Genomic DNA, 20,017 nt, shown 5'->3' with positions numbered 1-20,017 from the left:
TCCTGACGCCCCGACGTGTCCGCCGTGGAAAGTGCCCTTACGAGGAACCGTTCCGCAGACCGAGTGACACGGCCACCGGGCTGCCCGAGAGGGACTGACGCGCCGGTAGCGGGGCGTGCGAAGTCGATCCGGTGACCCGGATCGCCATGAGAAGTGTACGGGACCGCGGAAGGAGCGGGTGACGGGCTTGTCCACAACCCGCGAGTAGTCCACAGATCCTGGCCAAGATCCCCACGAATCGGCGGAGTGCGCCACGGTGTCGCCATGCGGCCTTTCCTCTGGCTTTTCCTGCGGCTTTTCCCGTGGCCCCGCCGATTTTCCCCGCTCGCACGGGGGGCGAGAAGGCGCCACGCGGGGTGGCTCGGCGTGTGGCGGCTCGGTGCGCGGCGGCCCCGCGTGCGACGGCACGGTGCGCGGTGGCTCGACCCGGTACGACAGGGCGCGCGGCCTCGCCCACGACGCCCGGCCGCCAGGGCTGCCAGGGCTGCCGTGACGCTGGGCGCGTCACTGACCGTGGCCGCCCTCTCCGCGTACGCCTCGGGGGTGCCGGTGCCGGTGCCGGAGTGCTTGCGCCTGGCCGGCCGAGCCCGGGCCTTCGAGACCGTCAAGGCCGTTCGGGCCGATGTCGCGGGACCTCCTCCGGGCAGGAGCGGCGGAGGAGTGAGCGGCGACCGGGCATGGCCGGTGGCGGGAGCACGTGGGGGCCGCCCTCTGGTGGTGCGGGCGTGGGAGCCGCCCCCAGCGCCCTGGGCGGCGGGCCATCGCGGAGTGGACCTCGACGCGCGTGCGGGCGCGCAGGTGCGGGCGGCCGCGCCCGGGACGGTGTCCTTCGCGGGCATGGTCGCGGGGCGGGGCGTCGTCGCCGTCGCCCTGGCCGGGACGGGTGATCCACCGCTGCGGATCACCTACGAACCGGTGCGGCCGACCGTGCGCGCGGGCGACCAGGTGACCGCGGGCCGGCCGGTCGGGGTTCTGGAGCCCGGCCCATGGCATTGCCCCGCGGGGTGTCTGCACTGGGGCCTGCTGCGCGGGGAGACCTATCTCGACCCGCTGTCGTTGCTGCCGCCGTGGATGCTGCGGCGCCCGCCGTCCCGGCTGCTGCCGCTGACCGGCCCGCTGGGGCAGCCGCCAGGAGCCGCGTCAGCCGCGTACGCCGCGCAGGGCCATGGCCACGGCGGCCTCGGTGATGTGCTGCGGCTCCTCGGCGGCGCCCAGCTCGATCCGGCGGACGGCGGCGTCCACGACGCCCTGGAGCAGCATGGCGGCCAGGCGGGGCTGCTCGTGCCCGAGGGCCTCCAGGGCCTCGACCACCATGGCGACCAGCCCGCCGTGCGCGGCGCGGATCTTCTCGCGGGCACCGGAGTCCAGCTCACCGGCGGAGATCGCGACCACGGCGCGGTGGCGGCGGTCGCCGACGAGGGCGAGCTGCTGCCGTACATACGCCTCGATCTTCGCTTCCGGCGTGTCGACGCGCTCCATGGCGGCCTCGACCTCGGCGGCCCACACGGGGAAGTCGACGGCGCACAGCTCCTCGACCACGGCGGCGCGGGAGCGGAAGTACTCGTAGACCGAGGACCGTGCGAGCCCGGTGCGCTCGGCCAGCGCGGGGAAGGTGAGGGCCTCCGTCCCGCCTTCGGACAGCAGGGAGCGGGCGGCGTCCAGCAGGGCGTCGCGCTGCATCGTCCGGTGCTCGGCCACTGAGGCCGCTCGAATCCTGGGCACGCTCCCACTCTACGGATATCCGATGGCGGGGACGACGGCGACGGCACCCTTTGCCGCGGAGCGGTGACCGCGACGGGAAACGGTGACCCCGTGCGGCCGGTGCGGCTCGGCCGTCGCGCTCGTGCCGCCGCGCCCACCGGGGCGCCTCTTGCGCTCCGCGCGCGGCTGCGGCTCCGTTGCGGCTGGTCGCGCCCACGCGGCGGAGCCGCATAGTGAAACAGCCCCGCGCTCCTTACGGGGCGCGGCTTACAGGGCACGGCTTACGGGGCGCAGCCCGTCAGCGGCCTATGTCCGCGAGTTTCGCCCTGAGCTGGAGGACGGATTTCGTGTGGATCTGGCTGACCCTGCTCTCGGTGACGCCGAGCACGTGGCCGATCTCGGCGAGCGTGAGGCCCTCGTAGTAATAGAGGGTGACCACTGTCTTCTCCCGCTCGGGGAGGGTGTTGATGGCGCGGGCGAGGAGCCTGCGCAGCTCGCGGTCCTCCGCCACCTCGACGGGGTCGTCCGCGGCGGTGTCCTCCAGGGTGTCCATCAGGCTGAGCCGCTCGCCGCCCTCGGCCCCGACGTGCAACAGGTCCTCCAGGGCGACGACGTTGGCCAGGGACAACTGGCTGAAGACGCTGTGCAGTTCCTCGACGGCGATGCCCATCTCCGCCGCCACCTCCGCCTCGGTGGGCGTGCGGCGCAGCGCCGCCTCCAGGGTGGCGTACGCGCGCTCGACGGCCCGTGCCTTCTGACGGACGGAGCGCGGGATCCAGTCGAGGGCCCGCAGCTCGTCGATCATGGCTCCGCGGATACGGGTGATGGCGTAGGTCTCGAACTTGATCTCCCGAGAGGGGTCGAACTTCTCGATGGCGTCGATGAGCCCGAAGATCCCGGAAGAGACGAAGTCGGCCTGCTCGACATTGGGCGGCAGCCCGACGCTGACACGGCCCGCGACGTATTTCACCAGCGGCGAGTAGTGGAGGATCAATTGCTCCCGCAGCCGGTCGTCGCCCGTGGTCTTGTAGGACCGCCACAGCTCGTCGAGCGTCGAGGGTGCGGGAGGGCGCGCGGGCCCGCGCGCCGCGGGCGGCGCTGCCGCGCGATCGGACCCGGAGGTGTGCTGGGGCATTCGTCGTCTTGAGCCGTTCTGCTGTGACGTGAATGGAGTGGTACGAATGGCTGGATTCCCGTGAGCGTAGCGTGACTGACGCGCTGCGGTGCGCGAGGAAGTCTCCTTCCGTCAATATGCAGATACGTTCCACTGACCGCGCCGGCCGCGCCCCGACGGGCAGTCGGCCAGGCGGTCATGGCCGGGGTCATGGCCTCCCTGATGGCCGCACAGGGGTCGCCGTATCGGCTCCCGCGGTCACCCCCTTAACCCTTTCACCCGATCGCCCCAGGTCAAGAACCGCCTCGCCGCACGGACCGGCGCCGTCCGGGGGGCTTGCCCATGTCCGATGTTGACGTCCGGTCGGCCAACTTCCAGTGATCATCGCGGCGTTCGACGAAGCCGAGGGCCCGGAGTTCATGGAGCGCTCGGAGTGCTCTGTCCCTGGCCAGGCCCGCGTTCCGGGCGACCGTGCCGAGGTCCCCGCCGGCTCCGCCGGGCACGGCTTCGAGCGCCGAGGCCAGTGCGGGGGCGAGGAGGTCCCTGGCCACGACCGGCCCGCGCCGCTCCGGGGCGAGCTCGCCGATGTCGCCGACCAGCTCGCCGATCTCGGCGGCGTCGGTCACCAGGCAGGCCCCCTCGCGCAGGAGCTCATGGACGCCCGCGGAGAGCCCTGAGGTCACCGGGCCCGGGATGCCCATCGTGTACCGCCCGAGCTCCCGGGCCCGCCGCGCGGTGACGAGGGCCCCGCTGCGGTACTCCGCCTCGACCACCACCGTGCCGCGGGTGAGCGCCGCGATGACCCTGTTGCGCAGGACGAACCGGCTGCGCGTGGGGTGTCCACCGGGCGGCAACTCTGCCAGCACCAGCCCCTGTTCCGCGATGCGGTCGATCAACTCGGCATGGCCGCGCGGATAGGGGACGTCCACCCCGCACGCCAGGACGGCCATGGTCGCCCCGCACACGGCGAGCGCTCCCCTGTGCGCCGCCCCGTCCACCCCGTAGGCGGCTCCGGAGGTCACCGTCCAGCCGAGCTCGGCGAGCCGGGCGCCGAGGGTGGCCGACACATAGGAGCCGTAGTCGGTGCAGGCCCTGGCGCCGACGACAGCGACGGACCGCAGGGCCCACAGCCGGAGGTTCGCCTCGCCGCGCACCCACAGGCCGATGGGGCGGGCGTCGCCGAGGTCGTCCAGTTGCCCTGGCCACTCGCGGTCCCCGGGGCACAGGAAACGGCCGCCGAACCGGGCGACGGTGTCGAGGTCGCGGCGGGGGTCCAGGTCCGCCGCCCGGGCCCGGCACCCCGCCAGCCGCTCGGCGCCCGCGCCGGAGGGCGGTGGCCCCGCGCCGGTCAGCCCCCGCGCCAGCCGCTCGGCGCCGAGTTCCCGGAGCCAGCGGCCCACCTGCTCGTCCCCCGGCTCGGTGGGCCGCGTCAGGGCGGCTCGCGCGAGCCGCTCCCCAGCCGTGGGCTCGTCGTCCCCCGGCAGCACGGATGCCCCGGGTCCCGGCTCCGGGCCGCCGGGCCGCCCGCCGCGCGCGCCCGGTCCGTCGCCGCCCCCGGCCCGGTCCGTCCGATCGCCCCGCCGCTCCGCACGGGGACGGCCGCTCACCGTGCCGCCCCCATCACTGCCGGAACGGCCCGGATCACCCCGGTGCGCAGGTACAGGGCCTGCCCGACGTCGTCGGCGTCCGGGCGGTCGTGACCGGCGAGGTCGGCGACGGTCCAGGCGACGCGCAGGACGCGGTCGAGCCCCCGGGCCGTCAGCAGGCCGCACTCCATGTCGCGTTCGGCCTCCTTGAGCGCTCCCGGCAGGGGGTGCCAACGGGTCCGCAGCTCATGGCCGGGCACCTCGCCGTTGGTGTTCCACGGGACGGCCTCGTAACGGGCGGCGGCCCGCTCCCGGGCCTCGAGCACCCGGGCGGCGATCTGCGCGGTGCACTCCGCCGGGCCCTCCTGCCCGGTGAGTTCGGCACGCGTCACCGCCTCCACCCTGACCCGCAGGTCGACCCGGTCCAGCAGGGGGCTCGAGAGCCGGGCCTGATAGCGGCGGATCGCGCTCGGCGAGCAGTCGCACCCCTCTCCCAGCTGTCCGTGCCGACCGCACGGACAGGGGTTCGCCGCGAGCATCAGAAGGAACCGCGCAGGCATCCGCATCACCCCCGCGGAACGGGCCACCACGACGTGCCCCGACTCCAGTGGCTGTCTCAGCGCATCGAGCACCTGCCCGCTGAATTCGGGTGCTTCATCCAGAAATAGTAGGCCTCTATGGGCCAATGACACCGCGCCAGGTCTCGGCAGGCCGGTGCCGCCGCCCACCAACGAGGCCATCGTCGCGGAGTGGTGCGGGGCGCAGTACGGGGGCGCGTCCACCAGGGGCTTGCCGGGTGGCAGGACTCCGGCGACGGAGTGCACCGCGGTGACCTCCAGAGCCTCCTGGGGCGTCAGTGGCGGGAGCAGTCCGGGCAGCCGCTCCGCCAGCATGGTTTTGCCTGCTCCCGGCGGTCCTTTGAGGTAGAGATGATGGCCCCCGGCGGCCGCGATTTCCAGGGCTCTGCGGGCCAGGTGCTGGCCCGCGACCTCCGCCATGTCGGGGACGTGGCCTCCGCCACCGGCACCGCAGAACACCCCCGCCCCGATCCCGGTGCCCGCCAGCGACAGCCCCGCGAGCATCGGATCCGGCCGTCCCTCCTCCGGCGGATCCTCCTCGGGCACGGGCGCGTCCGTGAGCACCGCGACGAGCTGACGCAGGCTGCGCACGCCGAGCACCGAGACGTCCGGCACCAGCGACGCCTCCGCCGCTGTCTGCTCCGCGACGACCACCTGCCGATAACCCGCGTCGGCGGCGGCCAGCACCGCGGGCAGCACGCCACGGACCGGCCGGACCCTGCCGTCGAGTCCGAGCTCACCGATCATCACCAGGTCGGCGATCTCCCGGGGATCGATCAGCTCGGCGGCCGCCAGCACCGCGCAGGCCACCGCGAGGTCGAAGCCGCTGCCCGCCTTGGGGATCGAGGCGGGGCTGAGCCCCACCGTGAGCTTCTTCTGCGGCCACGCCGCCCCGGAATTGACGACGGCCGCACGCACGCGGTCCCTGCTCTCCGCGAGGCTCTTGTCCGGCAGGCCCACCAGGGTGAACGCCGCGATGCCCGGCTCCAGGCCCGCCTGGACCTCGACCACCACGCCCTCGACGCCCACCAGGGCCACCGAACACGTACGGGCGAACCCCATCACGCCACCCCCTTGGCGTGCTCGACGCTGGGCGCGCCCCGGCCGGGCACGATCACCCCGACGAGGTCGATCCGCACACCGCCCGGCGGCGGCCCGCCGTGCCGCTCCAGCCAGCGGCCGGCGAGCAGGCGCAGCCGCTCGGCCTTGCCGGCGCGGACGGCCGCCATCGGATGCTCGTACGGCCCCGCTTCGTACGGCCCCGCGCGACGGGTCTTCACCTCGCAGACGACCAGGACGTCGCCCTCGGCCGCCACGATGTCGATCTCGCCGTCCCGGCACCGCCAGTTGCGGTCCAGGACGCGCATCCCGGCCTCGGCGAGCCTGCGGACGGCCAGTTCCTCGCCGTAGCGCCCGAGTGCCCGACGCTCGGCCGCGGCTACGGCCGGGGCCGCCTCCTCGCCGGAGCCGGAACCGGGGCCGGGCTCTCCCGGCCGCGCCTCCGGCCTCTCCCCCATGGACTCCACGGATGCCATGGACACCACCTCCGGCACCGACTGTGCCGCGGCCGCGCCCCGCTATTGGATCTTGGTGGACAACCCGTCGGTTGTGGAAAACCCAGCCACCCGGACGGTGGAAGTCAGTGCAGTCAGCCCCCCGGAAGATCGAGGTCGCTCTTGTTGAGCTCCTCGATGTTCACGTCCTTGAAGGTGAGCACGCGCACCTGTTTGACGAACCGGGCCGGCCGGTACATGTCCCACACCCAGGCGTCGGCCATCGAGACCTCGAAGAAGACCTCGCCCTGAACGGAGTGCACCTGCATCTCGTAGTCGTTCGTCAGGTAGAAACGCCGCTCGGTCTCGATCACGTATTTGAACAGACCGACGACATCGCGGTACTCCCGGTAGAGCTTGAGCTCCATCTCGGTCTCGTACTTCTCGAGGTCCTCGGCGCTCATGGCATGTTCCCCTTCAGCCGTGCGTCCCCCCATTGTGCGTCAGGCCCGCTCCGTCTCCAGGAGCACCGGCGTACTCGGGGGTCCCTCGTCGAGCAGCGTACGCAGCAGCTCGGCGAGCCTGGTCGGATACACCGTCTCACGGGTCGCGAGGAGTTCCCCGCAGGTCCACCAGCGCAGCCCCGTGACGCTGCGCCGCTCGAGATCCGTCTCGCCACCGGTCCACATGGGTGCCTGCCGGGTGCGGGCCAGGTAGTAGCACTCGTCCTGGTCCCAGCGGCGCCCGTCGAACGGGAAGGAGCAGCTCCGCCGCCAGAGCACCGGGCCCAGCTCGATCTCCGTGATCCCGGTCTCCTCCGCGAGCTCCCGGCGCGCCGCCTGCTCCCAGGTCTCGTCGCCCTCCAGCCCGCCGCCCGGGGTGAACCACCAGGTCGTGGCGGGGTCGTCGGGCTCGTAACCGTGCATCAGCAGGACCCGGTCGCGTTCGTCGAGCAGGACGACTCGCGAGGCCCTGCGCGGCTCGTCGGCGGGCATCAGCCGCTCGTCGGAGAGCACCGGCCGCTCGTCGCCGGGCATCAGCCGCTCACCGTCCGGCACCCGCCGTCACCCCGCTCTCCTTCCGCCCGCCGGTGCCGCCCTTCGGTGCGAAGAGGCGTGCGACCGGCCCGTACGCCGCTCCGCCGAGGACGAGCACCGCGCCGACGGCCACCGAGGCCAGCACCCAGCCGATCGGGCCGGGGCGCGAGGTGCCGCCCGGCAGCGCGGTGAACGTCCCGGGTCTGTCCATCATCCTCCAGTCGCCCACCGGCCAGGCAATGGCGTCGACGCGCCCCTCGACGGCGCTCCGCGGCACGGCGCCGTGCGAGGCGTCGGTCAGATGCGAGCGGGAGTCGAGGGAGGTGGCGCGGTGGTCACCGATGAGGAAGAGCCGGCCCTCGGGCACGGTGGTCGAGAAGGCTCTCAGCGAGGCGGGCCCCTGGGCCGCGACGTACGGCTCCTCGACCGGCCTGCCGTTGATCGTCATGCGGCCGGACCGGTCGCAGCACTCGACGCGGTCGCCGCCGACCCCCAGCACACGCTTGAGCATGGGCACGTCGCCCCACACCTTGTCCTTGAAGACCACGACGTCCCCGCGCCGTACCTGCGCCCCGTCGATGCGCTCGGCGAGAACGCGGGCGCCCCGTGCGACGGCGGGTTCCATCGAGTCGGTGGGGACGGTGTACGGCCGGTACAGCACGGCGCCCCAGACGAATCCGCCGAAGAAGAGCACACAGCCGACGGCCACGGCCAGCCCGGACAGCACCCTGCCCGCGCGGCCGTGGCCGTCGTCCGTACGTCCCGCTGCGCTCATGCCGTCTCCCGCCCCGTAAAGATCGGATCCCGCATGCCCTGGGGCATGGGATCGCACCTTACCGGGCGGTACGGACTTCGGTCAGCCCTTCTGTCCGGCCGTCCGACCGGCCTGGTGCGCGGTCTCCGGCCCGGCCTTCCTGAGGAGCCTGCGGCGGCGCCACAGCACCAGCGGCACCGCGCCCGCGAGCCCCAGCGCCGGAGGCGTCGCGGCGGCCGTGGCGTTCAGGCCGGGCTGGTCGAAGGTGCCGGGCACCGGGAGGAAGGACCAGCGGTTGATCGGCCAGGCGACGCTGAAGGCACGGCCGACGACCTCCGAGGTCGGCACGGTGCCGTTGTAGAGGTCCGGGTGGTAGCGGGAGTCCAGGGAGTCCTGGCGGTGGTCGCCCATGACCCAGAGGTGGTCCTTGGGAACCTTGATCGGCCCGAAGGGACGGTCGTCACAGGGGGAATTGCCCTGGAAGATGTACGACTTCTCGTCGAGGGGCTTGCCGTTGACCTTCACCGGGCCGCCCTGGCCCTGGCACTCCACCGTGTCGCCACCGACGGCGATGACCCGCTTGATGAGGTCCTTCTCCTCGGCCGAGGGCATCAGGCCGATGAAGCTGAGGACCTTCTGCACGCCGCCGCCGAAGGGGCCGGGCGCGGGCTGCTGGGTGTCGGGGCCGAGCCAGCTCTGGGTGCCCTTGCCGGGGTCGTGGAAGACCACGACCTCGCCGCGCTCGGGCTTGGCGCCGAACCACGGCGTCAGCTTGTCCACCAGCACCCGGTCGCCCCGCTGGAGGGTGTTCTGCATGGAGTCCGAGGGGATCGAGAACGCCTGCACGAGGAAGGTCTTGATCAGCAGCGCGAGCAGCAGGGCGATGCCGACGAGGATCGGCAGCTCCTTCCAGAAGGATCGTTGCTTCTTGGGCTGCTTGCCGCGCGCCTCCCCGGCGCCGTCACCGGACGTCACGTCGTCGTTCTCCGTATTCGCCGGGGCGTCCGCCGGGCCCGATGCCGCCGGGGCCGACCGCTCCGCCCGGGACGAGGCGGCATCCTCAGGCGTGCCGTCCCCGGCCGGCCCGCCGGTCCCCCCGGGTCGTTTCTCGGGCTCGTGACCGGAACGCGCGCCGACCGCCAAGTCCCCCACATCTGCTCCTTTCTCCACGCTGCCGCCTGTCGTACATACGACGCAGGCCCACCACTCCCATAACGAGCGGGAGTTCCGCAGGGGTCGGGAGCTGGATCAATCCGTCCTGATCCATAGGGGACACACTATGCGGCGAAGCGTCCGCTCGCGTCCCTGTGCGCGGCGCGTCCCCGACCGAAGCGAAGGTGTCCGATTCGGACAGACTCCGCCAGTGGCCGAGCGGCCACGCGACCACGACCGCACGACCCACCGCCAGGCTTTCCGGGACCGTCCCCTGGCCGGGTTCGTCCAAGTGATAGCGGGAATCGGCCGAATCCGAGCGGTGGTCGCCCATGACGAAGAGGCGGCCCTCGGGCACGTGCACCGAGAACTCGCGCTGCGACGGCGGATTGCCCGGGTGCAGATAGGGCTCGTCGAGCGGCGTTCCGTTGACTGTGACTTTGCCGTTCTTGTCGCAGCATTTGACCGTGTCGCCACCGACTGCGATCACGCGCTTGATCAGATCCTGCTCGTTCGCAGAGGGAAGCAGACCGATGAAGGTCAGGAACTGCTTGCCCTGCTTGACACCCACCGGGTCCTCACCGGCCTTGAACTCCTGGCCGGTGAGCCAGCCGCCGGGGTCCTTGAAGACCACCACGTCACCACGGGCCGGCCGGGAACCGAACCACGGCGTCAGCTTGTCGACCAGGACCCGGTCGCGGATCCGGATCGTCTGCTCCATCGAACCGGACGGGATCACAAACGCCTGCACCAGGAACGTCTTCAGCACCAGGGCGATCAGCAGCGCGACCGCTATGAGGACCGGCACCTCCTTGACCGCGGAGCGACGGCGCCGACGCTGGACGCGGCGGGCCGCCTTCCGCCGCGCGGCGCGGCCGCCCGTACCCGGCGCACCCGACGCACCCGACGCACCCGACGCACCCGACGCACCCGACGCACCCGACGCACCCGACGCACCCGACGGGACCGTGCTCGACGTCGTATCCGGCGCCGGGCCCGATGCCGCACTCGGCGTCGTACCCGGTGCCGTACCCGATGCCGTACCGGGCGCCGTACCGGGCGCCGGGCCCGATGGCACAGCACCGGACGGCGGCGTGTCCGCGGGCACCGGCACCCCGGCCGGTGAGCCGCGCGCGTGCGCCCCCACGCGGGGTGGCCGCGCCCGTCCCCGGTTACCCATGCCGTACTCGCCCCCGGTCACCCACGCCGTATCAGTCCCCGGTCACCCATGCGGACTCCCGGTCCGGCCCGCCGACCCCGGCTCGGGCACCCGCGCGAAGGCCGCCGTCCGGTCCAGCGAGCCGATGCGGCCGAAGGGCCAGCCGATCCAGTCGGCACGCCCTATGACCCGGCCGACCGGGACCGTACCGCCGCCCGGCTCCCCCAGGTGGTCGCGTGAATCGCGGGAGTCGCTCCGGTGGTCGCCCATGACCCACAGCTTCCCCTCCGGCACCACGATGTCGAAGGGCACCCGGGAGGCAGTATCACCCGGATAGAGATACGGCTCGTCGATCGGTTGACCGTTGACCTTCAGCCAGCCCCGGGCATCACAGCAGGTGACCCTGTCCCCACCGATACCCACGACCCGCTTGACGTAGTCGGTGGGCGCCGGGCTCATCAGCCCAACGGACGACGCGCCCTTGCGGATCAGGGTGGTGACCAGGTTCTCCGCGGGCGCGTCGTGGACGAAGGACCCACGGCCGTCGAAGACCACCACGTCACCGCGGCGCGGCTGCTCGCCGAAGCGGTACGCGAGCTTGTTGACCAGCACCCGGTCGCCCACCTGGAGGGTGTTCTCCATCGAGCCGCTCGGGATCAGGAAGGGCTGCACGACGAAGCTGCTGAGGAGCAGCAGGAAGACCATGCACGCGGCGAGCAGCAGCCACGCCTTGCGCAACGGACCGCCGTCCCCGACCCACTGCCGGGCCCTGGCCACCCGGCCGCCCCGGCGGCCCGCCGCCGGGGCGGGAGCCTCAGGGATCTCGGGGACCTCAGGGGCATCAGCAGCTCCCTCAGGGGCATCAGATGCCTCGGAGACCTCGGGAGCCTCGGGGACCCCGCCCTCCGGATCTCCGGAAAAACGCGAGGAGCGCGACCCCTGCTCCTTCCCCCCTGCGGGGGAGGGAGAGCGGTCGCGCTCCACAAGCTGCTCGTCGGTGTCCATCGGGCCGAAAGCCTATCCGGCCGGGCCCGGACGCCGTACGGAAGCTTACTTGTCGCGCTTCTCCTTGATCTTCGCGGCCTTGCCGCGCAGCTCACGGAGGTAGTACAGCTTGGCGCGACGGACGTCACCGCGGGTCACGAGCTCGACCTTCTCGAAGATCGGGCTGTGCACCGGGAAGGTGCGCTCGACGCCGACCGAGAAGGAGACCTTGCGGACCGTGAAGGTCTCGCTGACGCCCGCACCCTGGCGGCGGATGACAACGCCCTTGAACTGCTGGATACGGGAGCGGTTGCCCTCGATGACGCGAACGTGGACGTTCACGGTGTCACCCGGGCGGAAGGCCGGGACGTCGGTGCGCAGCGACGCGGCGTTGACGCTGTCGAGAAGGTTCATGACCGTCTGCTTTCTTCGCCGATGCCACAGGTCATCAGCGGGAAGTCGAAATGATGGAGTCGCACAGTGCACCGGCGGGCGTCTTCCCCCTGTGGCAGGGGCGCGCGCCGGGCGCAAGGCAACGGCTTATTCTTCCACGTCCGGGGCCACTCGCCCAAATCGGCCGTCGGGGCCCGGGGCCCAGCCCAGGATCGAGAGCATCTCGCGGTCCTTCTTGTCGAAGGCCGCCGGGTCCGTGCGCTCGACCAGGTCGGGCCGGTTGGCCACCGTGCGCCGGAAGGCCTCGTCGCGGCGCCAGCGGGCGATCTTGCCATGGTGACCGCTGAGCAGGACGTCGGGGATGCCGCGGCCGCGCCACTCCGGGGGCTTGGTGTAGACGGGCCCTTCGAGGAGGTCGGCCATGGCCCCGGGGGCGAAGGAGTCGTCGCGGTGCGACTCGGCGTTGCCCAGCACGCCCGGGAGCAGCCGGGCGATGGCCTCGACCATCACGAGGACGGGGGCCTCGCCGCCCGCGAGCACATAGTCGCCGATGGAGACCTCGCGCACGTCGAGCCGCTCGCCGTACTCCTCGATGACGCGCCGGTCGATGCCCTCGTAGCGGGCCGGGGTGAAGACCAGCCACGGCTTCTCGGACAGCTCGACGGCGAGCTGCTGGGTGAAGGGCTTGCCGCTGGGCGTGGGGACGACCAGGGTCGGCACCCCCTCGCCGGACTCGATGACGGCGTCGAGCGCCTCACCCCAGGGCTCGGGCTTCATCACCATGCCGGGGCCGCCGCCGTACGGCGTGTCGTCGACGGTGTTGTGCTTGTCGTGCGTCCATTCGCGCAGGTCGTGGACGCGGACGTCCAGCTGGCCACGCGCGCGGGCCTTGCCGACGAGCGAGACGTTCAGCGGCTCCAGGTACTCCGGGAAGATCGTGACGACGTCGAGCCGCATCACACGCCGCCCTTCGCGTCGCCGCCCGGCGCGTTCTCGGCGCTCTCCACGCCTTCGGAGCCCTTCGCGCCCTCGGCGTTCTCCGCGCCCTCGGCGCCCTCCGCCTCGGCGTCGCGGGAGCTCGCGACCTCCGCCTCGTCCAGGTCGATCAGGCCGCGCGGCGGCTCGACGACCGCGCGCTGCGCGTCCAGGTCGATCTCGGTCACGATCTCGGAGACGAAGGGGATCATCACCTCGCTGCCGTCCGGCCGCTCGACGATCAGCAGGTCCTGCGAGGGCAGGTGCGCGATCTCCGTGATCCGGCCGAGCTCGGTGCCGTCGGCCGTGACGACGTCGAGATCGATCAGCTGGTGGTCGTAGAACTCCTCGGGGTCCTCCGGAGTCTCCTCCGGGTCGATCTCGGCGATGAGGAGGGTGTTGCGGAGCGCCTCGGCGGCCGTCCGGTCGCCCACGCCGGCGAAGCGCAGCAGCAGACGGCCGCTGTGCACCCGCCCGCTCTCGATGGTCAGCGGGCCCACCCCGGCGGGGTCCGTGGCCAGCACGGCGCCCGGTCCGAGCCGGAGCTCCGGGTCGTCCGTGCGCACCTCAACGGTGACCTCGCCCTTGATCCCGTGGGCGCGGCCGATCCTGCCGACTACCAGCTGCATGCGGTTCCTTCTCTGCTTTCCCGTACGTGTTTCCCCGTACGGACACGACGAGCCGAACGCGACGAAACGAACGACAACGGGCCGGGAAGGGCAACAAAGCCCCTCCCGGCCCGTGCCGGTGCTCAATCGCTTCTCAGCGGACCTGATCCACGTCGACGAGGTCGACGCGGATGCCACGGCCGCCGATGGCGCCCACGACGGTGCGCAGCGCACGCGCGGTGCGGCCGTTGCGGCCGATCACCTTGCCGAGGTCGTCGGGGTGGACCCGGACCTCCAGCACGCGCCCCCGGCGCAGGTTGCGGGACGCGACCTGCACCTCGTCGGGGTTGTCGACGATGCCCTTCACCAGGTGCTCGAGGGCTTCCTCGAGCATGCTCAGGCCTCGGTCGACTCGGAGGTGGACTCGGCCTCGGCCTCGTCCGCCTTCTTGTCGGCCTTCTTCGCCTTCGGGGTGATGGCCTCACCCTTCGACGCCTCGGCGGAGTTCACGACGGCCTCGAAGAGACCGCTGTGGTCCTTCTTCGGCTCGGCGACCAGCATCGGGGCCGGGGCCGGCAGACCCTTGAACTTCTGCCAGTCGCCGGTGACCTTCAGGATGGCGAGAACCGGCTCGGTCGGCTGGGCGCCGACGGACAGCCAGTACTGCGCGCGCTCCGAGTCGACCTCGATGCGGGAGGGGTTGTACGTCGGGTGGTACAGACCGATCTCCTCGATGGCCCGGCCGTCACGGCGGGTACGGGAGTCGGCGACGACGATGCGGTAGTGGGGCTGGCGAATCTTGCCGAGACGCTTCAGCTTGATCTTGACTGCCACGGGAGTGGTGTCTCCTGGTCTTGACGTGGTTGGGCACAACGGGATGCCACGTGGGGTTGCGGTACTCGGGTGCCCGATGGACGCGTCAGCCGATAGGAGAGAGGGTCCCGCGCGACTGTCGAGTACAGCGACCCATTGTGCCATACCGCTCCAGGTCAGCCGACCGGGACGGCCTCCGGGATACGGAAGGGCTGGCCACAGCCCCCGCACATGATGGGCGCCTGGGCGAGCACGGACGGCACGACCCGGACGTTCCGGCCGCAGTCGCAGACCGCCTTGACGCGCACCCCGCCACCGGACGAGCCGTGCCGCGCCGCGGGGCCCCGGAAGCTCCGCGACGTGTCCGTGGTGGTGGCGACCGTGTGGGCCTTCAGCGCGCGCTGGAGTCTGTCGATCGTGGGCCGGTAGCGCTTGCGCGCCTCCGGATTGAGCACGACCAGGGAGAAGCCGCTGCTGGGATGCGGCTCGTCCCCGTGGTCGAGGCCCAGTTCCTCGGCGATCGCCAGGAACCGGCGATTGTGGTAGCGGCCCGCGCGTGACGTGTCACGGACACCGCGGGCAGCCGCGATGCCGTGCACTGCCTCGTGCAGCAGCCGTTCGAAGGAGAGCTCGGCGCCACAGGCGGACGACGACTCCCCGATCAGCGATTCGGGCGCGGCTAGATCCGGCAGCTCGGGGTGGAACCGCTGAATGTCGGCCCACGCCTGCGCCAGCTCTGCGGCGAGAACAGGTGGTGTCGTGCTCACGTCGTGACAACGAGCAAGCGCCGCCCCGTGTTCCGATACCGGGCCATCCCAAATAATTTGCACGTACCAGTCAGTTTCACGCTCATGCGTCCCGACGAGGGCGGGTGCGCAGAACTGTGGAGAACCCGCGCACCCGTTCGCAACATGGGACGTACTGACTCACGAGTAAGCGCGTGCCCACGAGCGCACGCCCTTACACACTCCTGCACCCCTTGGAAAGGCGACAGGCGCCCGTGGAGACCGGGGTCCGGCCTCCACGGGCGCCTGTCCGGGACGCGCCGGCAACCGCGGGCGCGTCCGTCATGATCAGTAGGCCCGGGCCACGATCGCGAGCGCGCCGGCCGCGTCGTCCGAGTCCGGCACCGAGCCGTCCTCGGCGACCAGGCAGCGCACGGTCACGGACTGCTCCGCGAGCTTGGCCTCGCCCTCGGGGCCGAGGTCCGCCCACGGGATGCGCGCCCAGCCGCCCGCGTTCGCCGCCTCGGCGGCCTCCTCGATCGTCGCGACGTCGGACGTCAGCGACTCGCGGCGCTCGCGCGACTGGCTCAGCAGCAGCGCCTGGTCCTCCTCCAGGACCTTCGGCAGCAGGGCGACCAGCTCGTCGAGGCGGACCGGCTCCTTGCCACCAGGGATACGGCGGGCCAGCATCGCGGTGCCGTTCTCCAGGTCGCGCGGACCGACCTCGATGCGCACCGGGACACCCTTGAGCTCCCAGTCCACGGCACGGCGGCCGAAGGGGGTGTCCGTGCGGTCGTCGACCTGCACCCGGATCCCGGCGGCCTTCAGCGCCTCGCCGATCTCCCGCACCTTGGCGATCACGGCGTCGTCGCCCTTGATCGCCAGCACCACGGCCTGCACCGGGGCGAGGCGCGGCGGCACGCGGAGGCCGTTGTCGTCGCCGTGCGACATGATCAGACCGCCGACCATGCGCGTCGAGACGCCCCAGGAGGTCTGCCAGACCATCTCCTGGTGCCCGTCCTTCGACAGGTAGGAGGTGTTGAACGCCTTGGCGAAGTTCTGCCCGAGCTCGTGGCTGGTGCCCATCTGCAGCGCCTTGCCGTCGCGCATCATGCCCTCGAGCGTGAGGGTGTTGATCGCGCCCGCGAAGCGCTCCTTGGCCGTCTTGCGGCCCAGCACGACGTCGATGCCCAGCACGTTGACCATGAAGTCGTAGTAGACGTCACGGTGGATGCGGGCCGCGTAGTCACGCGCGTCCTCGTACGTGGCGTGGGCCGTGTGGCCCTCCTGCCAGAGGAACTCGCTCGTGCGCAGGAAGACGCGCGGGCGCATCTCCCAACGGACCACGTTGGCCCACTGGTTGATCAGCAGGGGCAGGTCGCGGTAGCTCTGCACCCACTTCGAGAAGTACTCGTTGATGATCGTCTCGGAGGTGGGCCGGACGACGACCGGCTCCTCCAGCTCCTTGCCGCCGCCGTGCGTGACGACCGCGAGCTCGGGCGCGAAGCCCTCGACGTGCTCCGCCTCCCGCGTCAGGTAGGACTGCGGGATGAAGAGCGGGAAGTACGCGTTGGAGGCGCCCGCATCCTTGATGCGCGCGTCCATCTCCTGCTGCATGCGCTCCCAGAGCCCGTACCCGTACGGTCGGATGACCATGGTGCCGCGCACCGGGCCGTTGTCGGCCAGCTCGGCCTTGTTGATCAAGTCCTGGTACCAGCGCGGGAAGTCTTCCGCCTGGGGAGTGAGAATGGGAGCCTTTGCCATGGTGCGAATGGTACGGGGCAGATCCGCCCGAGCGTGAATCCCCTCCCCGGGCCGCCCCGCGAAGGCCGCCTTCCGCCCGCTTTCTCCCACCCTTCCGCAGCCCTTCCCCCGGCCTTTCCGCCGCCTTTCCGTCGCCCCGCCTCCCGTGCGAGAGCACGCGGCACATGCCATCGTGAGCAGACAGGGAACGTTCATACGCCGCCCCCTGGACTCGGGGACGGAAGCGGAGTTCTCTGGCATACGGGGGTGCTTCGCGGCAGCGCGCGCACGGCAGTACATCTGGGGGGCCGGTTCGGGTACGCACACGTCTCTCGGCGGATTGGGGCGCTTTCGATGACACCAACGCTCGTGCGGCGGCACCGGCCGTCCGCTGTGTCGCCCGGCTCCCGGGCCCGCGACTGGGCGGAGATCCAGGAACGGATGCTGGTGCCGCTCTACGAAGCGGTCTACCAACGGCTGGAGGTCGGCCCCGACACCCGGCTGCTCGGCCTGGGCTGCGGCTCGGGACTGGCCCTGCTCATGGCCTCCGCCCGCGGCGCCCACGTGTGCGGCGTCGACACCGACGCCCAACGGCTCGCCCTGGCCGAGGAGCGCCTGCTGCCCCAGGACGGCCACGCCTCCCCCGGCCACCGCGTACGGCTGGGACAGGGCGGCCCCGCGTCCGTCACCGAGCCCGGCGACCCCGCCTTCACCCTCGTCACGGCCTTCGACCCGCTGTACTGCGCGGGCGACGACGCCCAGCACCTGGCGGGCGTGCTGTCCGAGGCGGCCGACCGCGCCGAGTACGGGGCACCCGTGGTCATGGCGGGCTGGGGGCCGCAGGAGCGCTGCGCCGCGTCGGGGGCGCTTCGAGTCGCGGCCCGGCTCGCGGACCCCATGTGCGCGCCCTCCCGCTGGCGCCCGAGCGGCCGCGACGACCTGGAGGACCTGGCCCGCCGGGCCGGGCTGCGCCCGGACGGCTCGGGACGCGTGGCCTGCCCGTACGGCTACGCGGACATGGGCAGCGCGCTGCGCGGCATGCTCTCGACCGGCGCCTTCGACGCCGCGATCGAGGCCACGGACGAGGAACAGGTCACGAAGGAACTCGCCGAAGCCCTCCACCCCCACCTGCGCCGCGACGGCACGGTGTGGCTGCCGAACGTTTTCCGCTACCTGATAGCGCGGGTGTAGCCGTCTCCCCTCCGCTGCCGCCTTCGGCGGGGAGCGGCCTGCGGCCGCGTCCTCAAACGCCGGACGGGCTGAGTTTCCAGCCCGTCCGGCGATTGAGCGCCCCGTAAGGGGCGCGGGGAACTGCGCGACAAGCCACAACGAACCCGCAGCCGCCCGCGGAGCGCAAGACGCGCCCCACTAGGCGCACTCGGAAGAAGCCGACCCGCAGACAAAAACGGGGCCCGGGGCAGAGCCCCGGCCCCCGTCACCGCACCGCGTCAGCCCATGAACTTCTTGAACTCATCCGGCAGTTCGAACTTCTCGTCCGCAGGCGCGGCCGGAAGCCCCAGCGCCTGCTGCTCACGACGCGCGGCCGCCGCCTCGGCGTCGGCCTTGCGCTTCATCGGGTTGCCCGACTGCCTCTTGCCCTTGGCCTGCTTGATCTGCTTCTTCTTGCGGCCCGCGCCGCCGCCCATCCCCGGCATGCCGGGGATGCCGGGCATGCCGCCACCCTGCGCCATGCGGGACATCATCTTCCGGGCGTCGAAGAAGCGCTCGACCAGGTTCTTGACCGCGCTGACGTCCACACCGGAACCCTTGGCGATACGGGCCCGGCGCGAGCCGTTGATGATCGTCGGGTCCTGGCGCTCGGCCGGGGTCATCGACTTGATGATCGCGGCGGTGCGGTCGACGTCGCGCTCGTCGAGGTTGTTGATCTGGTCCTTGATCTGGCCCATGCCCGGCAGCATGCCGAGGAGCTTGGAGATCGAGCCCATCTTCCTGACCTGTTCCATCTGGGACAGGAAGTCGTCGAGCGTGAACTCCTTCGGGCCCTTCGCCAGCTTGGCCGCCATCTTCTCGGCCTCGGCCTGGCTGAAGGTCTGCTCGGCCTTCTCGATCAGGGTGAGCATGTCGCCCATGTCGAGGATGCGGGACGCCATGCGGTCCGGGTGGAACGCGTCGAAGTCGTCCAGCTTCTCGCCGTTGGAGGCGAACATGATCTGCTTGCCGGTGACGTGCGCGACCGACAGGGCCGCACCACCGCGGGCGTCACCGTCGAGCTTGGAGAGCACCACGCCGTCGAAGCCGACGCCGTCGCGGAAGGCCTCGGCGGTGTTGACCGCGTCCTGACCGATCATGGCGTCGACGACGAAAAGGGTTTCCTGCGGCTGGACAGCGTCGCGGATGTCCGCGGCCTGCTGCATCAGCTCGGCGTCGATGCCGAGACGACCGGCGGTGTCGACGATGACGACGTCGTGCTGCCGGGAGCGCGCGAACTCGATCGAGTCCTTGGCCACCTGGACCGGGTCACCGGTGCCGTTGCCCGGCTCCGGCGCGAAGACCGCGACACCGGCGCGCTCGGCGACGACAGCGAGCTGGTTGACGGCGTTGGGGCGCTGGAGGTCACAGGCGACCAGCAGGGGCGCGTGGCCCTGCTTCTTCAGCCACAGACCGAGCTTTCCGGCGAGGGTCGTCTTACCGGCACCCTGGAGACCGGCGAGCATGATGACCGTCGGGCCGCTCTTGGCGAACCGCAGCCGGCGGGTCTCACCACCGAGGATGGTGACCAGCTCGTCGTTGACGATCTTGATCACGCTCTGGGCAGGGTTCAGCGCCTGCGAGACCTCGCTGCCGAGGGCGCGCTCCTTGATCTGCCGGATGAAGGCCCGGACGACCGGCAGGGCCACGTCCGCTTCGAGCAAGGCGATGCGGATCTCGCGTGCGGTGGCGTCGATATCCGCCTCGGAGAGGCGGCCCTTACCGCGGAGGGATTTGAAAGTCGCGCTCAGGCGGTCGGACAGGGTATCGAACACGGCGCTCGTCGATCCTCGGGCTCGGGGACGGTATGAATCGCCCTCCAGGGTATCCGGCCGGGAAAGCGAGGTGGCTCCCGCCCGAGAAATACGACGAGAGCCACTTCAAGCCCCGCGTGCGCGGGGACCAGTCATTGCCGATCTTGATGACCTGTTGTGCGGGTGGATCACCCCCGCCTCCTACGCGGGGACCAACGGCCTGTCCAACGCCCCACCCC

At 71.7% G+C, this 20,017-nt stretch carries 20 protein-coding genes and 1 pseudogene; 2 read left to right on the top strand and 19 right to left on the bottom strand.

The genetic code is table 11. The annotated features are described in order from the left end of the window. Positions 1 to 264: 264 nt before the first annotated feature. Positions 265 to 990 (top strand): annotated as a pseudogene (locus K6I34_RS38790) (peptidoglycan DD-metalloendopeptidase family protein); the annotation flags it as partial. 150 nt (positions 991 to 1,140) lie between these two features. On the opposite strand, the gene K6I34_RS03185 reads toward K6I34_RS38790, so the two are convergent. The 18 genes from K6I34_RS03185 to proS all read right to left on the bottom strand — a co-directional run bounded on the left by K6I34_RS03185 (position 1,141) and on the right by proS (position 16,836). Beyond that, complete coding sequence (locus tag K6I34_RS03185) at positions 1,141 to 1,698, bottom strand: TetR/AcrR family transcriptional regulator (protein WP_229322509.1); 558 nt, start codon at positions 1,696 to 1,698, stop codon at positions 1,141 to 1,143. A 301-nt stretch (positions 1,699 to 1,999) separates the two neighbouring features. Further along, positions 2,000 to 2,836 (bottom strand): RNA polymerase sigma factor WhiG, encoded by an 837-nt coding sequence (whiG, locus tag K6I34_RS03180; protein WP_229322486.1) that lies wholly within the window; start codon positions 2,834 to 2,836, stop codon positions 2,000 to 2,002. Positions 2,837 to 3,108: 272 nt separating this feature from the next. Then, the gene (gene dprA, locus K6I34_RS03175; protein ID WP_374230780.1) at positions 3,109 to 4,422 is read right to left on the bottom strand and encodes a DNA-processing protein DprA; all 1,314 of its coding nucleotides are present in this window, start codon (positions 4,420 to 4,422) and stop codon (positions 3,109 to 3,111) included. Then, positions 4,419 to 6,041 carry a YifB family Mg chelatase-like AAA ATPase gene (locus K6I34_RS03170; RefSeq protein ID WP_229322507.1) on the bottom strand — a complete coding sequence of 541 codons (1,623 nt, stop codon included), beginning with the start codon at positions 6,039 to 6,041 and terminating at the stop codon, positions 4,419 to 4,421. The genes dprA and K6I34_RS03170 overlap by 4 nt, the downstream gene beginning before the upstream one ends. Beyond that, a complete protein-coding gene (locus K6I34_RS03165) occupies positions 6,041 to 6,514 on the bottom strand; it encodes a YraN family protein (protein WP_374230779.1) in 474 nt (157 codons plus the stop codon). The genes K6I34_RS03170 and K6I34_RS03165 overlap by 1 nt, the downstream gene beginning before the upstream one ends. Before the next feature lie 113 nt (positions 6,515 to 6,627). Beyond that, the gene (locus K6I34_RS03160) at positions 6,628 to 6,936 is read right to left on the bottom strand and encodes a DUF2469 domain-containing protein (protein ID WP_009714730.1); all 309 of its coding nucleotides are present in this window, start codon (positions 6,934 to 6,936) and stop codon (positions 6,628 to 6,630) included. 39 nt (positions 6,937 to 6,975) lie between these two features. Next, entirely contained in the window at positions 6,976 to 7,467 is a 492-nt protein-coding gene (locus K6I34_RS03155; RefSeq protein WP_229322505.1) for an NUDIX hydrolase, read from the bottom strand. Positions 7,468 to 7,516: 49 nt separating this feature from the next. Continuing rightward, positions 7,517 to 8,284 (bottom strand): signal peptidase I, encoded by a 768-nt coding sequence (gene lepB / locus K6I34_RS03150; protein ID WP_229322485.1) that lies wholly within the window; start codon positions 8,282 to 8,284, stop codon positions 7,517 to 7,519. 81 nt (positions 8,285 to 8,365) lie between these two features. Continuing rightward, the gene (gene lepB / locus K6I34_RS03145) at positions 8,366 to 9,406 is read right to left on the bottom strand and encodes a signal peptidase I (protein WP_229322504.1); all 1,041 of its coding nucleotides are present in this window, start codon (positions 9,404 to 9,406) and stop codon (positions 8,366 to 8,368) included. Further along, on the bottom strand, positions 9,324 to 10,223 hold the full coding sequence (gene lepB / locus K6I34_RS03140) for a signal peptidase I (RefSeq protein ID WP_374230778.1): 900 nt from the start codon (positions 10,221 to 10,223) through the stop codon (positions 9,324 to 9,326). Before lepB (K6I34_RS03140) ends, lepB (K6I34_RS03145) begins: the two co-directional genes overlap by 83 nt. A 414-nt stretch (positions 10,224 to 10,637) precedes the next feature. Then, positions 10,638 to 11,579: a signal peptidase I gene (lepB, locus tag K6I34_RS03135; RefSeq protein WP_229322484.1), complete on the bottom strand. Its 942-nt coding sequence runs from the start codon at positions 11,577 to 11,579 to the stop codon at positions 10,638 to 10,640. Between the two features lie 45 nt (positions 11,580 to 11,624). Next, complete coding sequence (gene rplS / locus K6I34_RS03130) at positions 11,625 to 11,972, bottom strand: 50S ribosomal protein L19 (protein ID WP_229322483.1); 348 nt, start codon at positions 11,970 to 11,972, stop codon at positions 11,625 to 11,627. A 126-nt stretch (positions 11,973 to 12,098) separates the two neighbouring features. Next, positions 12,099 to 12,908 (bottom strand): tRNA (guanosine(37)-N1)-methyltransferase TrmD, encoded by an 810-nt coding sequence (gene trmD, locus K6I34_RS03125; protein WP_229322503.1) that lies wholly within the window; start codon positions 12,906 to 12,908, stop codon positions 12,099 to 12,101. Next, positions 12,908 to 13,555 (bottom strand): ribosome maturation factor RimM, encoded by a 648-nt coding sequence (gene rimM, locus K6I34_RS03120; RefSeq protein WP_229322481.1) that lies wholly within the window; start codon positions 13,553 to 13,555, stop codon positions 12,908 to 12,910. The genes trmD and rimM overlap by 1 nt, the downstream gene beginning before the upstream one ends. A gap of 133 nt (positions 13,556 to 13,688) precedes the next feature. Continuing rightward, positions 13,689 to 13,928 carry an RNA-binding protein gene (locus K6I34_RS03115; protein WP_020868149.1) on the bottom strand — a complete coding sequence of 80 codons (240 nt, stop codon included), beginning with the start codon at positions 13,926 to 13,928 and terminating at the stop codon, positions 13,689 to 13,691. 2 nt (positions 13,929 to 13,930) lie between these two features. Then, positions 13,931 to 14,368: a 30S ribosomal protein S16 gene (gene rpsP / locus K6I34_RS03110; RefSeq protein WP_121799902.1), complete on the bottom strand. Its 438-nt coding sequence runs from the start codon at positions 14,366 to 14,368 to the stop codon at positions 13,931 to 13,933. A 155-nt stretch (positions 14,369 to 14,523) separates the two neighbouring features. Further along, positions 14,524 to 15,114: a hypothetical protein gene (locus K6I34_RS03105; RefSeq protein WP_229322480.1), complete on the bottom strand. Its 591-nt coding sequence runs from the start codon at positions 15,112 to 15,114 to the stop codon at positions 14,524 to 14,526. Positions 15,115 to 15,420: 306 nt separating this feature from the next. Beyond that, the gene (gene proS, locus K6I34_RS03100; protein ID WP_229322478.1) at positions 15,421 to 16,836 is read right to left on the bottom strand and encodes a proline--tRNA ligase; all 1,416 of its coding nucleotides are present in this window, start codon (positions 16,834 to 16,836) and stop codon (positions 15,421 to 15,423) included. A 333-nt stretch (positions 16,837 to 17,169) separates the two neighbouring features. Between proS and K6I34_RS03095 the strand changes: the two genes are divergently transcribed. Then, on the top strand, positions 17,170 to 18,006 hold the full coding sequence (locus K6I34_RS03095) for an SAM-dependent methyltransferase (protein ID WP_229322476.1): 837 nt from the start codon (positions 17,170 to 17,172) through the stop codon (positions 18,004 to 18,006). A gap of 257 nt (positions 18,007 to 18,263) precedes the next feature. Here the strand turns inward: K6I34_RS03095 and ffh are convergent, their stop codons facing one another. Beyond that, entirely contained in the window at positions 18,264 to 19,799 is a 1,536-nt protein-coding gene (gene ffh / locus K6I34_RS03090) for a signal recognition particle protein (RefSeq protein WP_229322474.1), read from the bottom strand. Positions 19,800 to 20,017: the final 218 nt, after the last annotated feature.

Origin of the sequence: Streptomyces sp. UNOC14_S4 (assembly GCF_020740835.1) — a bacterium.
Taxonomy (GTDB): Bacteria; Actinomycetota; Actinomycetes; order Streptomycetales; family Streptomycetaceae; genus Streptomyces.
This window is presented reverse-complemented; position numbering and strand designations above follow the sequence as displayed.